Raw genomic sequence first — 14,034 nt, 5'->3', positions numbered from 1 at the left:
CCGAGGAGGGACAGGGGGCTCCGGCATTGCCATGAAGTGAGAACGATTTGCAAGAGCGGTTTTTTGCAGCGGCTGACGCTTTTGCAAAAGTTCATATGATAATCGTTATCAATTTTGTTGCGTCTCGTTCGCATCTGTTTATGAGAGCCGCTCTCAACTGACACCCAGGGGCGCTCCACAATGTTCAACTGCCGATTCCCGTCTCGAATCCTTCTGATGACGGCGACAGCCGCGATCTGCGCGCCGGGCCTCGTGTTGGCGGATGACACGTCGGACGCGCCGGTAACCCAGGTGGACGAGCTGGTGGTGACCGCCGCAGGCTTCGAGCAGCGCATCACCCAGGCGCCGGCCTCCATCAGCGTGCTGCCGCGCGCCGAGATCGAGGAGATGCGCGCCACCTCCATCGCCGAATTGCTGAACACCATCGAGGGCGTCGATACCGGCTCCGGGGTCGGCAAGACCGGTGGTCAGACCATCAACATCCGGGGCATGGGCTCGGACTACACCCTCATCCTGATCGACGGCCGCCGGCAGAACACGGCGGGCAGCGTGACTCCGAACGGGTTCGGGGAAACCTCGACCAGCTTTCTGCCGCCGGCCTCCGCCATCGACCGGGTGGAGGTGGTGCGCGGACCGGTGGCGACCCTCTACGGCTCCGACGCCATGGGCGGGGTGGTCAACATCATCACGCGCAAGGTCGGCGATGTGTGGGCCGGGTCAGCTTCGGCCAACACGACGCTGCAGAGCGACGACCAGTTCGGGAATATCTATGGCGGCAATCTCTACGCGTCCGGCCCCCTGATCGCCGACATCCTGGGTCTGGCGGTGCGCGGGAGCTGGTCCGAGCGTGAGGACTCCAATCTCACCTACCGCGACATCGATGGCGACGAGGTGGAGGTGACCGGCTTCGGCCGCAGCGCCACGGCGTTCGAAATCTGGACCGCGGGCGCCCGACTGACCCTGACGCCCGCGCCGAACCACAGCCTGTGGCTGGACGCCGATGTGGCCCGTCAATGGTACGACAATTCCGAAGGCCAGATGGGTACCAACACCACGGCCGGCGGCTACGACGACTTCCTGGAATTCAACCGCGAACAGTACGTCTTGGCCCACGACTGGCGCCTGCCGTTCGGGGCGCTGGAATCCACCCTGTCGCACAATTTCACCGAGACGCTGGGACGCATCGTCCCCAATGGCGTGCCGGGTGCGGGGAGCCCCCGCCTGCTGGAGACCACCAGCACGATCTTCGACACCAAGCTCCATTCCCAGTGGCGTGACCATACCTTCACCCTGGGGGGGCAGTATCTGGACGCCGAGATGACCGACGGCGTGGCGGCGGGCAATTTCACCTTCGAACAGTGGGCCCTGTTCGCGGAGGATGAATGGCGATTCGCCCCGAACCTGGCCCTGACGGCGGGCGTCCGCTACGACGAACATTCCGACTTTGGCGATCAGGTCAGTCCCCGCGCCTATCTGGTGTGGAACGCCACGGATCAGTGGACCCTGAAGGGCGGCGTCAGCGCCGGCTACAAGACGCCGCGGCTGGAGCAACTGACCCCCGGGATCAACGGCTTCGGCCGTCAGGGGACCCTGCCGTTCATCGGCACGCCGACCCTGACCCCGGAAACCAGCACGGCCTATGAGTTCGGGGTCTATTACGACAACGGTTCGACCTTCCGCGCCAGCGCCACGGTGTTCCGCAACGAATTCGAGGACAAGATCGCCTCGGGCGTTCCGGTCCCGAACTGCACCTTCGCGGCCAATCCGAACCAGCCCGGCTGCGTGGATGTGGGGCCTTGGCCGCTCATCGCCGAGTTCGGCCAGAGCGTGAACATCGACGAGGCCGTGACCCGGGGGCTGGAGGTCGTGAGCCGCTGGAACGTCAGCGACGCCTGGACCCTCAGCGGCAACTACACCTACACCGACAGCGAGCAGAAGAGCGGTTCACAGGCGGGCCTGCCCCTGACGGACACGCCCGAGCACATGCTGAACGCCCAGTTGCGCTGGACGGTCACGGAAAGCCTGAATGCGTGGGTGCGGGGCGAATACCGCAGCGAGCGGTATCGGGGCGCGGGCGCGGCGCGTGACGCCCTGGGCGATCTGGCGTCCTATAGTCTGTTCCACCTGGGCGGGTCGTATCAGGTCAATGACCGTGTGTCGGTCAATGCGACGATCTACAACCTGTTCGACAAGGACTTCGTACGGCTGATGCCTTACGGCACGCCCGTGGCCTATGCGCCGGAATACGCCAACAACCAGGAACCGCGCCGACTGTGGTTGTCGGTGAACGTGGACTTCTGATCCGGCGATCAGGGCGGGATGATGCCCGGGGGGTCTGGTCATGCGGTGGCCGGACCCCTTAGCCTGCGCGGCCAACACACACCCTCGTCATGGAGCCCAGATGACCCCGACCCTCTACGGCATTCCCAACTGCGACACGGTCAGGAAGGCGCGGACCTGGCTGGAGGGCCGGGGCGTGGACTATGTGTTTCACGACTACAAGAAGGCCGGGATCGACCGGGCTTCTCTGGAGCAGTGGTGCGACGAGCATGGTTGGCCGGTGGTGCTGAACCGCGCCGGGACCACTTTCCGCAAGCTGCCGGAGGCGGACCGGGCGGAACTGGATCAGGACAGGGCCATCGCCCTGATGCTGGCCCAGCCGTCCATGATCAAGCGCCCGGTTCTGGACCTGGGCGACCGCCGGATCGTGGGGTTCAAACCCGAGGTCTATGAGGCGGCCTTCGCCTAACGCACCAGCCGGAACTGGGTGTGCGGCCCGCTCTGGGCGTTGGGCGCCAGCCACAGGTCGAACCAGCCCGGCTCCACCGTCGGGGCCATGTCGCGGCCGATGAACAGCAGGTCCTGACGGGTCAGGGTGAAGGCGGCCTCGACCGTTTCGCCGGGGGCGATGGTGACGCGCTGGAACGCCTTCAGCAGCCGCTCGGGCTGGGTCAGGCTGGCGACCCGGTCGCGGACGTACAGCTGGACGACTTCATCCACCGGGCGGTGGCCGGTGTTGGTGACGCTGACCGAGGCGGTCAGTTCGCCGCTCCATGACAGGGTCTCTGATCCCAGCACGATGTCCCCGTAACGCACCGGGGCGTAGCCCAGGCCGTGGCCGAACGGATAGAGGGCGGTGTTGGACGTCTCGCGGAAGCGGGCCTTGTACTCTGACTCGTTCGGCAGCTCCGGGCGGCCCGTGGCCTTGCGGCTGTAATAGTACGGCTGCTGCCCGGAATAGTGGGCGAAGCTGATGGGCAGGCGGCCGATGGGGGCGTGGTCGCCGAAGATCACATCGGCGGCGGCGTTCCCTTCCTCGGAGCCTAGGAACCAGGTGACCATGATGGCGCCGGCGTCCCGGACCGCGCCAGACAGCTCCAGCGCGCGACCGGTCTTGAGCAGGACCACGACCGGCTTGCCCGTGGCGGCCACGGCCTCGGCCAAGGCCTGCTGGGGGGGCGGTACAACGATGTTCACCCGCGACTGGGCCTCGGCGGACATGTTGTGGGACTCGCCGATGGCCAGCACCACCACGTCGGCGTTGCGCGCGGCGGCCACGGCGGCCTCGATCCCGCCGTCCAGCGGCGCCTCCACGTCCGAGCCCTTGACCACGGTCAGCAGGGACGGGTCGGCCAGGGCGGCGCGGAAGCCTTCCTCGAAGGTCACGCCCATCTCGCGGTCCGCGAAGATGGACCATGGCCCGAAGACGTTGGAGCGGTCGTCGGCGAACGGACCGATCAGGGCGATGCGCTTGCCCGACGTCGGCAGGGGCAGGAGGCTGTTCTCGTTCTTGAGCAGCACCACGGACTTGCGCCCGGCCTCGCGGGCCAGATCGCGATGGGCCTGGGAGCGCACCACGCGGCGCTCCACCTCGGCGTCGGTGCCGCGGTAGGGATCGTCGAACAGGCCCAGCGCCGCCTTGGTGGTCAGAACCCGGCGCACGGCGCGGTCCACGACGTCCATCGAAACGTCGCCGCTTTCGACCAGATCAGGGATGTGGGCCAGATAGATGCCGCTCTGCATGGACATGTCCACGCCGGCGGTCAGGGCGATGCGGGCGGCGTCCCGGTCGTCCTCGGCGAAGCCGTGGGCGATCAGCTCCCGCTCGGAGGTGTAGTCGGACACCACGAAGCCGGTGAAGCCCCACTCGTCGCGCAGGATTTCTGTCAGCAGCCAGTGATTGCCCGAGGTGGGTACGCCGTTCAGGTCGTTGAAGGCGCTCATGGTGCACAGGGCGCCGGCCTCGAATGCGGCCTGGAAGGGCGGCAGGTGCACGCCCCGGAGGGTCTGCTCGCTCATGTCGGTGGTGTTGTAGTCCAGCCCCGCCTCGGCCGCGCCGTAGGCGGCGAAGTGCTTGGGCGTTGCCAGCAGGCTGAGCGGGTCAGACAGGTCATCGCCCTGGAAACCGCGCGTGCGGGCTGCGGCGAACAGATTGTTGAGCAGCACATCCTCGCCCGCGCCCTCGACCACGCGGCCCCAGCGCTGGTCCCGCGCCACGTCGACCATGGGGGCGTAGGTCTGGTGGATGCCCGACGCGCCGCCCTCGGCCGCCGCCGCCCGCGCGGTGCGCTCGGCCAGATCCAGATCCCAGCTGGCCGCCTCGCCCAGCGGCACGGGGAAGGTGGTGCGCAGGCCATGGATGATGTCGGCGGCGAACAGCATGGGGATGCCAAGGCGGCTTTCCTCCAGCGCCAGGCGCTGGGCGTAGCGGGCCTGTTCGGCGCCCACGCCGTTGAACAGGGCGCCCACGTGGCCGTCGCGAATCTGCTGCGCGGTCTTTTCCTGATCGGTGTCGAAGTCGCCGGGATTCACATTGCCCGGCCGCCAGCGGAAGGGATCATTGAAGAGGGTGAGCTGGCCGGCCTTCTCCTGGATCGTCATGCGCGCGATCAGGTCTTCGATGCGCGCCCGGTGGCTGTCGACGCGTCCGGCCAAGGCGCGGGGCGCCGCCACCAGAGCAAGGCCCATCGCTCCGGCGGCCATCAGGGTGCGTCTTGTCACAGCAGTCTCACTCATAATCACCAAGGTCCGATCATGTCGGGGACGGGCAGCCCTAGCGCCCCGGCCCCCAGACCGAAAGGCAGGGCTTATCACAAAGCGTTGCCCGGATCAGTTGCGAGACTTCCACCATAACCATCCGCCAAGGCCCAGAAGGATGAGGGCAGGGGCCAGCAACCGCGCCTCGTCGGCCAGCGACGCCCCGGCGAACAGCATCACTGACGCGTTCGTGGCGCCCGACAGGCCCAGAATGACGGCGAACAGGCCAAAGCCGCGATACATCAGGCGGCGGCGCTCAGCGGGGTCCATGGGCGCCTCGTGGAAAAATCATCGGGTCCTGCATCCGCAGAGCATATCGGCGGCGACTACAGGGGGAAAGCGGGCGATGATCGCTGCGCAATCGGAGGGATGAGAGATGGAAGACCTGTTCCGCAGCTACTGGTGGCTGCTGTTTCCCGTGGGCTGGTTCGTCTATGCGGGCTGGGCCAGCTGGCTCAACTATCGGCGTCAGCGGGCGACCCTGGACATCGTCCGCCGCTATGCCGACAGCGGCAAGGAGGTTCCGCCCGAGCTGATGAAGGTGTTGGACAAGCCCATCGATTCCGACGCGGAAATGTGGGGCAGCGCTTCGTATGGTTCGGCACGGCCCACCAACTACTGGTCTCTGGTCGGCCTGTTCGGGGTGATCGCGACGGGCTTCGGCGTCGCGGCCTACATGCCCGGGGTGTTCGGCGCCGACATGGGCGTCCGTTTCCCGTTCACGGTGGTCGCCCTGACCATGGGCGCGGTCGCGGTGTGGGCCCTGATCTCGGCCCTGACCACGCGGCGGGGCGGCTCCTGACGGTCGCGTTCACGGCGCGGGGGCAAGAGGGTGTTCGACAGCGACGCCGAACTGGTGGCGACGGCCCGCACGGGGTCGGACGCCGCCTTCGCCCGTCTTGTGGCCCGGCATCAGGGCGTGGTGCGGGGGTTTCTGCGGCGCGTTCTGAATGGAGACCGGGCCGAGGCGGACGATCTGGCGCAGGACGTGTTCCTGACGGCGTGGGCGTCGTTGTCGTCGCTCAACGATGGGGCCGGCGTTCGCCCCTGGCTGTGCGGCATCGCCTGGCGCAAGGCGCGGGACCGGATGCGGGGCCGGCGGCGGGCGGAGGCGCGCGATGCGGCGTGGATGGAGGCGAGCGCGCCCCAGCCGGGCATCTCGCCCGAGGATCGCATGGCCATGGAAGCCGCCATGGCCGCCCTGGCCCCGGACGAGCGGGCGTGCGTAGCCCTCTGTCTGGCCGAGGGCTGGTCCCACGGCGAGGCGGCGGCGGCCCTGGGCTTGCCCCTCGGCACGGTGAAGTCCCATGTTGGGCGCGGGCGCGCGAAACTGCTTCAGGCGCTTGGAGGATCAGATGGCTGAATTGACGCCGGACCAGAAGCTGGCCGCCCTGTTCGCGGCACACGCCGCGCCTGCGCGGGACCCTGCGTTCTGCGCCGGGGTGGCGCAGCGCATCGCCAGACGTCGGGCGTGGGCGCGAGTGGGCGCGGCGGCGCCATGGGCCGGCGTGGCCGGCCTGTTGAGCTGGGCGTTGCAGCCCGTGCTGGGACCGTCCGTGGCGGCGCTGGCGGACAGCCTTGTGCTTCCGGCCGCGATCCTCGGCGGGACGGGGGTGCTGGTGCTGGCCAGCCTGGCGGGCGTCCGGCGGCTGGCTCGCTAGCGCAGCCGCAGGCGCGCGACGACCGCCACATGGTCTGACGGCCAGACGCCGGCGACCGGCTGGTCGGCGGCCAACCGCGCAGACAGGACCTGGAACCGGTCGGCCTGCACGAAGATGTGGTCGATGCGCGCCGAGCGGTGCCCGTGGGCGGTCACCAGGGTGGAGCGGGCGGCTGCAGCTGGATCGGCGCCTTGAAGAGCGTCCGCGAATATCTCACGAACCTCCTCAAATTCAGGTGCTTCAGCCGGAGCGTTGAAGTCTCCCAGAAGGATGACCGGTCCTTGGCCGGGTCCGATGACCGCCAAGGCGTCGTCGATCTGGCTGGCGCGCAGGGCGCCGCCCTCGGGGGTGTGGTGCAGGTGGGTGGCCGCGATCTGGATCGGACGGCCGTTCACGGACACCCGCACGGTCGCCAGGGTGCGCGAATCCTTCAGCGGGCGCAGGCGGTGCTCGCCGGTTTCCAGCACGGGCAGGCGCGTGAGGACGGCGTTGCCGTAGCGCCGGGCCTGTGATGGCGGATCGACCGAGACGAAGTGGACAGAATAGCCGCCCAGCGCCCGGGCGATGTCCTCGGCCTGGTTGGGCAGGTCCGTGTCCTGCAGGACTTCCTGCAGGGCGATGACATCGGCGTCCATCTCGCGCAGGGCTTCGATGACCAGCGGCCGCCGCGCGGGCCAGTCGCCCATGTCGTGCCATATGTTGAAGGTGACGACGGTCAGTTCGGCGGGGCTGTCGGCGGCAGGAACCGCAGCGCAGGCGGCGAGGGGCAAGGCTACGGCGAGGGGGAGCAGGCGGCGACGGGTGAGCATGATCAATCCGGAAACAGGCGGGGACGGGCAATATCGGCGGGCAGTGAGGCGTGATCGCGGTTTTATGGTCCAGAAAGGGGTTGCAAAAAACAGTGTCTGAATTGTCTGAATTGTTGAAATCGCGCCGCCGCCGCGAAGTGACGATGAGAATAACCCGTGTGGAAAGACGGGCGCGAAAAAATCCGCAATACGACCGGATCGGTTTATGACCGACAGCGAGGTCCGGGGACGAACGCTGGATGATCCCTGCACCTTACGAAGATTTCACGTCGGTTCGCGCATCCATCAGGGTCCGCCGCCGCCTCTTGTGATCAGAAGGGCGCGCCGTCATGGCCGCCTGTTTGGAGGACCGTCACCATGGGTGTCGAAATTTTTGTTCCGCTCGCTTTCTTTGCGATGATCGTCGCCATCGTCGCGATCCCGTCCTGGCTGAAGAGCCGCGACCGTCGCGATATGCAGGCGACTGTGCGCACGGCTATCGATAAGGGGCAGCCTCTGCCGTCTGAGCTGATCGAGGCCTTGAGCAAGGACGCCGCAAAGGCGGTCCCGTCGGCCCATCGCGACATGCGTATCGGGGTGATCTGGCTGGCCATCGCCATCGGAGTGACGACGTTCGGCTGGGCTGTCAGCTTCGCCGACGGCGACAGCGAGGTTTTCTACGTCCTCGGCGGCATCGCCGCGATCCCCGGCTTTATCGGGCTGGCGTTCATCGTGCTGAGCTTCTTCAACAAGAACAAGGGCTGAGCCGGCGTCTTAAGACAGGGGAACGCCATGTCCAATCCCATCGACCTTCACGACGTGGAGCTGGCCGCCCTGGCGGCGGCCGGCGGACGTCGGGAGTTCGGCGAGCTGGTGCGCAGGCACGGCTCGGCGGTCCGGGCGCTGCTGCGCCGAATGGGCGCCGATCCGGCCACCGCGGACGATATCGCCCAGGACGCCTTCATCCAGGCGTTCGAGAAATGCGCCGAGTTCCGGGGCGAGGGCGCTTTCGGGGCCTGGGTCAAGCGGATCGCCGCGCGGCTCTATATAAAGCGCAAGGTGAAGGAGGCGCGCTATGTCTCTGAAACCGAAGCGCCGGCGGAAGAGCCTGTCCACGCTGATCAGGCGGGCCGCATGGATCTGGACGAGGCCCTGAGGGACCTGTCCGACATCGAGAGACTGTGTGTCTCGCTGTGTCACGGCGCCGGTCTGTCGCACCCCGAGATCGCCGCCGCCTTGAATACGCCACTTGGGACCGTGAAATCTCATGTCAAACGTGGTCTGGATAAACTCCGCGCCCGGCTTTCGCCGGAACCGGACAGCCTCGGGAGGGCGGCCGATGTCCGCGCCTGACGAATTCGACCCCTTCATCGAGCGGCTGTTTCGAGAGACGCCGCCGATGCCCGACCCTGCGGGGTTCGCGCGCCGCGTGGAAACGCGGCTGGCGACGGGATCCCGCATGCGCACCGTCGTGATCGGCCTGGCGGGTCTGATCGGCGGCGTGGTGGCCGTGCGCGAGACCCTGGGCGCCAACCTGAACTTCAGCGCCGGAAACGATGCCGCCGCCACAGGGTTTTCCGCCACTGCCGCCTCGGCGCCGGACAGCGTCCGGCTGATGGATGCGGGCGTGGGCGCCCTGACCGCCCAGGCCCAGGCGGCGCAGAGCGGCCTGAGCGCCCTGGGTGTTGATTTCGATTTCGCCGGGCTTGGGGGTATGCAGGTGTTCTGGGCCGTGGCGGCGCTGCTGATCGCGGCGGCGGTCATGGCGGGCATGAAGCTGGCGAACGAGGTCTGATGTCTTCTCACAAGCAGGAGCCGGTCAAGCGGCTGCACGCCCCTGACATCCTGGCGCGCAAGGGCGGCGAACCCATCGTCTGCCTGACCGCCTACGACGCGCCCATGGCCCAGATGCTGGACGACCACTGCGACCTGCTGCTGGTGGGCGACAGCGTGGGCATGGTGGTGCACGGCCTGCCCAACACGGTCGGCGTGACCCTGGAGATGATGATCCTGCACGGCCAGGCCGTGATGCGCGGGGCCCGCCGGGCGATGGTGGTCGTCGACATGCCCTTCGGCAGTTACGAGGGCGGCAAGGAAGTCGCCTACGACAACTGCGCCCGCGTGATGAAGGAAACGGGCGCGCAAGGGGTGAAGCTGGAAAGCGGCCCCACGGTCCCCCACACCATTGAATATCTCGTCCAGCGCGGCATCCCGGTCATGGGCCACGTGGGCCTGCGGCCACAGGCGGTCCTGAACGAGGGCGGCTTCAAGGCCAAGGGGAAGACGGAGGGCGAGCGGTTGCGCGTGATGGCCGAGGCCGAGGCCACGGCCGACGCCGGCGCCTTCGCGGTGGTCGTCGAGGGGGTGGCCGAGGGCCTTGCCGCCGAGATCACCCAGGCCATCGACAAGCCGACGATCGGCATCGGCGCCTCCGCCGCCTGCGACGGACAGATCCTGGTGATCAATGACATGCTGGGCATGTTCGACTGGTCGCCGAAGTTCGTGCGGCGCTATGCCGACCTGCGCGGTGAAATCACCCGTTCGGCGAAAAGCTACGCCGAAGACGTGAGGGCGCGCCGTTTTCCCGCCCAAGTCGAGACCTACTTCTCCAAAAAGCCGGTCTGAACCGGATTCGTCCGCGTTGCGGGCGGCGCGCCAAGCCTCTAGGGTCGCGCCGAAATTGTCCGCGGCCGTGCTTTCGCACGGACCGCACAGCCAGCGTGTCTCGGGGAGCGTGTCTTTCAAGTGGTCGATGTCTTCGAAGAGGTCGAGGAGGAGCTTCGCTCCGAACGGTACCGCCGCCTGTTCCGCACATGGGGGCCCTGGGTCGCCGCAGCGCTTGTGCTGGCGCTGGTCGCGGCCCTGGCCTGGTGGGGCTGGCAGTCCTGGCAGACCAGCCGCGCGGAAACCGCCGCCGCGCACTATGACCGCGGCATGCAGGCCCTGAGCGAGGAAAACGCTGACGCCGCCGACGCCGCCTTTGTGGATGCGGTCGACACCGGATCGGCCGGCTACAAGGCTCTGGCCTTGCACCAGCGGGCCGGAATTGCGGTCGCCCAGGACCGCATCGATGACGCGGTCGCCCTGTTTGACGAGGCCGCCTCGGCCTCTCGGCAGCCGATGATCGCTGACCTTGCACGCCTGAAAGCCGCTTTCCTGCTGATGGACACCGCGCCGCTCGAGGATATCGAGGCGCGTCTGGCCCCCATCGCGCAGGACGGGCGGCCCTTCAGCCCCTACGCCCGCGAGGCCCAGGGCCTGGCTCGCATTCAGCACGGCCAGACGGCGGAAGCCCGCCCCGTGTTCGCTCTCCTGGCGCTTGGTCAGGACGTGCCGGACGTGGTGCGCCAGCGCGCGCAGCTGGTGCAGGACGCCATCGATTCGGGGGTCGCGGCCTCAATGGTCGAGATCATCCGGGCCCAGGCCGACGCGCCCCAAGCCGACGCGGCACTGTCGCCGACCCAGACTCCGGCCGGCCCCGCGCCGTCCGCACAGCCGTAAATCCAGGATCACCGCCGCATGCGCTCCATGTCCAAACCCCTGAAGATCGCCCTGATCTGCGGCCTGGCCGTCGCGGTGGCGTCCTGTTCCACCGCGCGCAGGATCTGGCCGTTCGGCGGCGACGACGCTCCGGGCTCGGTCGCTTCCGCGGGCGAGCGCATCTCGATCCTCGAGTTCGAGCAGCAGTTGACGCCGAGCACGGACCTGGCCGGCCGCGACTTCTTTGTTCCGGGCCCCCAGGCCATCACCGCCTGGCCCGTTCCCGGCGGCAATCTTGAGCAGTCGCTGGAGCATGTGATCGCGGCGCCGAATTTCACGGTGGCGTGGCGACGCAACATCGGCGAGGGCGGATCACGCTCCACCCAGGTCACCGCCACGCCCGTGGCGGCCGACGGCCGCATCTATGTGATGGACGGAGAGGCGCGCGTCAGCGCCGTGGACGCCGACACGGGCCAGATTCTCTGGCAGACCAACCTGCGTCCGGAGGGGCGTGACCGCGCCTATGGCGGCGGCGTCGCCGTGTCCGGCGAGCGTGTCTATGTCACCTCGGGTTACCGTCTGGCCTCGGCTCTGAATGCACGCACCGGGGCGGTGGAATGGACCACCCGGTTCGACGCCCCCATCCATGGCGCGCCCACCGTGGCGGGCGGACGGGTGTTCGCCGTGGATGTGGACAACCAGATTCTGGCTCTGGACGCGGCCACAGGCTCCCTGGCCTGGTCCTATCAGGCCATTTCGGAACCGGCGCGCCTGATGCGGGCGTCCAGCCCGGCGGTCACGGGCGACACGGTGATCGCGCCCTTCTCTTCGGGCGAGATCGTCGCCCTGCGCGCCACCAACGGGCAGGAGTTGTGGACCCAGGTTCTGTCGCGAACCAGCCGCACCAGCGCCCTGTCTGAAATCCGCGACATCGCGGGCCGTCCCGCCGTCAGCCGCGGCGTCGTCTATGCGGTCAGCCATTCGGGTCTGATCAGCGCCATGGATGTGCGGTCGGGCCAACCGGCCTGGCAGTTGCCGCTGGCCGGCATGAACGCGCCGTGGGTGGCGGGCGACGTGGTCTACGCCGTTTCAAAGAGCGGCGAACTAACGGTGATCAATCGCCAGAACGGTCAGGTTTACTGGATCCGCGACATCAACGAGGGGCGCACGCGCACCCAGGGCGGCTGGTTCTTCGGCGTCGGCAAGCGCACGGTGCGCCCGGTTTGGAGCGGCCCGCTCCTGGCCTCGAACCGACTGATCCTCGTCAACTCCGACGGTCAGGCCGTGGCCTATGACCACAAGACGGGCCAGGAGGTCGCCAGCCTGAATCTCGGCGCGCCGGCCTTCATCGCCCCCATCGCCTACAACGGCGCTCTCTACGTCGTGACCGACAACGGTCAGCTGGTCAGCATTCGCTGACCTGAAAAAGGGCCTATAACGTTCCCATGGCCCTCAAGGTCGCCATCGTCGGTCGCCCCAATGTGGGCAAGTCCACCCTGTTCAACAGACTGGTGGGCAAAAGACTCGCGCTCGTCGATGACCGGCCGGGGGTCACGCGCGACCGTCGCTACGCCGACGGCAACATCGGCGACATCGACCTGACCCTGATCGACACGGCGGGTTATGAGGACGTCAGCGACGACAGTCTGGAATCGCGCATGCGCGAACAGACCGAGGCGGCGCTGGATGACGCCCAGTTGATCCTGTTCATGATGGACGCGCGGGAGGGGGTCACCGCACTGGACCGCATCTTCGCCGACCATCTGAGGCGTCACGAGACGCCGGTGATTCTGCTGGCCAACAAGTCGGAAAGCCGCGAGAGCGGCGGCGGCGTGGGCGAGGCCCACGGGCTGGGCTTCGGCGAGCCCGTGGCCATCTCGGCCGAGCATGGCGAGGGCATGGCCGACCTGTACGCCGCCGTGGTCAAGGCCAGCCGCGACATCGAGATCGCGGAGCAGGAAGAGGCCGACAAACCCGTTCGCGTGGCCATCATCGGCCGCCCCAACGCGGGCAAGTCCACCCTGATCAACCGGCTGCTGGGCGAGGACCGCCTGCTGACGGGGCCGGAGGCGGGGATCACCCGGGACTCCATCTCGGTGGACTGGACCTATGAAGGCCGGAATATCCGCCTGGTGGACACCGCCGGCATGCGGCGCAAGGCGCGGGTTCAGGAGAAGCTCGAGAAGCTGTCGGTGGCCGACACCATCCGGGCCATCACCTTCGCCGAGGTGGTGGTTCTGGTCATGGACCGGGACAACGCCTTCGACACCCAGGACCTGCAGCTGGCCGATCTGGTCGAGCGCGAGGGGCGGGCGCTTATCTATGTGATCTCCAAATGGGATCTGGAGGAAGAGCCCCAGTCCCGCATGGCTTCGCTGAAGGAAACCGCCGACCGCATGCTGCCCCAGCTGAAGGGGGCGCCGTTCGTTGCCCTGTCGGCGCACAACGGGCGCGGGGTCGAGCGGCTGATGCCCGCCATCCTGAAGGCGCACGACACCTGGTCGGTGAAGGTCAAGACGCGGGACCTGAACGACTGGCTGGCCCTGGCCGTGCAGCGTCACCCGCCGCCCGCCGTGGACGGCCGCCGCATCAAGCCGAAGTACATCGCCCAGACCAAGGCGCGCCCGCCGACCTTCGTGATGTTCGCCAACCGCGCGTCGCAGATGCCGGAGCAGTACAAGCGCTACCTGATCAACAGCCTGCGCGAGAGCTTCGACCTGCCGGGCACGCCCATGCGGCTGACCGCCAAGTCTGGGGCCAATCCGTTCGTGGACGGCTCTGGCGGACCGACCCGGCCCAAGGGCGAGGCCAAGACGGCGCCGCGTCGCGTGACCAAGGCCCAGAAGGCCGAGGAGGCGAAGGCGACCGCCAAGGGGCTGCCCGGCAATGCGCCGGCCAAGAAGGCCGCCCCGCCCAGGCCCACGGTGCTCAAGGCCAAGCAGCGCGCCGCGTCCAAGGCCAAGGCCGCGTCGATTCCCGGCAAGCGCGCGCGCGGCGGCGCCCGTCAGGTGTCCCGCTCGGGCCGCATCCGCACGGGCGCGCCGTCGAAGCCGAAACGCTGATCCCGG

At 68.0% G+C, this 14,034-nt stretch carries 15 protein-coding genes; 12 read left to right on the top strand and 3 right to left on the bottom strand.

The window, feature by feature from the left end; genetic code table 11:
* The first annotated feature begins 216 nt into the window (after positions 1–216).
* Positions 217–2,301 (top strand): TonB-dependent receptor domain-containing protein, encoded by a 2,085-nt coding sequence (locus ACK4FB_RS05520; RefSeq protein WP_409748849.1) that lies wholly within the window; start codon positions 217–219, stop codon positions 2,299–2,301.
* A 100-nt stretch (positions 2,302–2,401) separates the two neighbouring features.
* Positions 2,402–2,749: an arsenate reductase gene (locus tag ACK4FB_RS05515; protein ID WP_409748846.1), complete on the top strand. Its 348-nt coding sequence runs from the start codon at positions 2,402–2,404 to the stop codon at positions 2,747–2,749.
* Here ACK4FB_RS05515 and ACK4FB_RS05510 read toward each other — a convergent pair.
* On the bottom strand, positions 2,746–4,983 hold the full coding sequence (locus ACK4FB_RS05510; RefSeq protein WP_409749042.1) for a glycoside hydrolase family 3 N-terminal domain-containing protein: 2,238 nt from the start codon (positions 4,981–4,983) through the stop codon (positions 2,746–2,748). The two genes, ACK4FB_RS05515 and ACK4FB_RS05510, sit on opposite strands and share 4 nt — an antisense overlap.
* Before the next feature lie 126 nt (positions 4,984–5,109).
* Positions 5,110–5,307 (bottom strand): hypothetical protein, encoded by a 198-nt coding sequence (locus tag ACK4FB_RS05505; protein ID WP_409748843.1) that lies wholly within the window; start codon positions 5,305–5,307, stop codon positions 5,110–5,112.
* A 106-nt stretch (positions 5,308–5,413) separates the two neighbouring features.
* On the opposite strand from ACK4FB_RS05505, the gene ACK4FB_RS05500 reads away from it, so the two are divergent.
* Genes ACK4FB_RS05500 through ACK4FB_RS05490 form a run of 3 tightly spaced genes read left to right on the top strand, consistent with a single transcriptional unit; the run spans position 5,414 to position 6,698 of the window.
* Entirely contained in the window at positions 5,414–5,839 is a 426-nt protein-coding gene (locus ACK4FB_RS05500) for a hypothetical protein (RefSeq protein WP_409748840.1), read from the top strand.
* Between the two features lie 30 nt (positions 5,840–5,869).
* Positions 5,870–6,400, top strand: a complete 531-nt coding sequence (locus ACK4FB_RS05495) for an RNA polymerase sigma factor (RefSeq protein WP_409748837.1) — start codon at positions 5,870–5,872, stop codon at positions 6,398–6,400.
* Positions 6,393–6,698, top strand: coding sequence for a hypothetical protein (locus ACK4FB_RS05490; protein ID WP_409748834.1), 306 nt, complete (start codon positions 6,393–6,395; stop codon positions 6,696–6,698). Before ACK4FB_RS05495 ends, ACK4FB_RS05490 begins: the two co-directional genes overlap by 8 nt.
* Here the strand turns inward: ACK4FB_RS05490 and ACK4FB_RS05485 are convergent.
* Positions 6,695–7,507, bottom strand: coding sequence for an endonuclease/exonuclease/phosphatase family protein (locus ACK4FB_RS05485; protein WP_409748831.1), 813 nt, complete (start codon positions 7,505–7,507; stop codon positions 6,695–6,697). The two genes, ACK4FB_RS05490 and ACK4FB_RS05485, sit on opposite strands and share 4 nt — an antisense overlap.
* Positions 7,508–7,864: 357 nt before the next feature.
* Here ACK4FB_RS05485 and ACK4FB_RS05480 point away from each other — a divergent pair, with 357 nt between their 5' ends.
* From ACK4FB_RS05480 to der, 7 genes are all read left to right on the top strand, one after another.
* On the top strand, positions 7,865–8,251 hold the full coding sequence (locus tag ACK4FB_RS05480) for a DUF6249 domain-containing protein (RefSeq protein WP_409748828.1): 387 nt from the start codon (positions 7,865–7,867) through the stop codon (positions 8,249–8,251).
* A 27-nt stretch (positions 8,252–8,278) separates the two neighbouring features.
* Entirely contained in the window at positions 8,279–8,839 is a 561-nt protein-coding gene (locus ACK4FB_RS05475; protein ID WP_409748825.1) for an RNA polymerase sigma factor, read from the top strand.
* Positions 8,826–9,281: a hypothetical protein gene (locus ACK4FB_RS05470; RefSeq protein WP_409748822.1), complete on the top strand. Its 456-nt coding sequence runs from the start codon at positions 8,826–8,828 to the stop codon at positions 9,279–9,281. Before ACK4FB_RS05475 ends, ACK4FB_RS05470 begins: the two co-directional genes overlap by 14 nt.
* Positions 9,281–10,111 (top strand): 3-methyl-2-oxobutanoate hydroxymethyltransferase, encoded by an 831-nt coding sequence (panB, locus tag ACK4FB_RS05465; protein WP_409748819.1) that lies wholly within the window; start codon positions 9,281–9,283, stop codon positions 10,109–10,111. The genes ACK4FB_RS05470 and panB overlap by 1 nt, the downstream gene beginning before the upstream one ends.
* Positions 10,112–10,231: 120 nt before the next feature.
* Positions 10,232–10,987: a tetratricopeptide repeat protein gene (locus ACK4FB_RS05460; RefSeq protein WP_409748816.1), complete on the top strand. Its 756-nt coding sequence runs from the start codon at positions 10,232–10,234 to the stop codon at positions 10,985–10,987.
* An 18-nt stretch (positions 10,988–11,005) separates the two neighbouring features.
* On the top strand, positions 11,006–12,385 hold the full coding sequence (locus tag ACK4FB_RS05455; RefSeq protein ID WP_409748813.1) for a PQQ-binding-like beta-propeller repeat protein: 1,380 nt from the start codon (positions 11,006–11,008) through the stop codon (positions 12,383–12,385).
* A 26-nt stretch (positions 12,386–12,411) separates the two neighbouring features.
* On the top strand, positions 12,412–14,028 hold the full coding sequence (der, locus tag ACK4FB_RS05450; RefSeq protein ID WP_409748810.1) for a ribosome biogenesis GTPase Der: 1,617 nt from the start codon (positions 12,412–12,414) through the stop codon (positions 14,026–14,028).
* The last annotated feature ends 6 nt before the right edge of the window (positions 14,029–14,034 follow it).

Source organism: Brevundimonas sp., assembly GCF_046299535.1.
Lineage (GTDB): Bacteria > Pseudomonadota > Alphaproteobacteria > Caulobacterales > Caulobacteraceae > Brevundimonas.
This window is presented reverse-complemented; position numbering and strand designations above follow the sequence as displayed.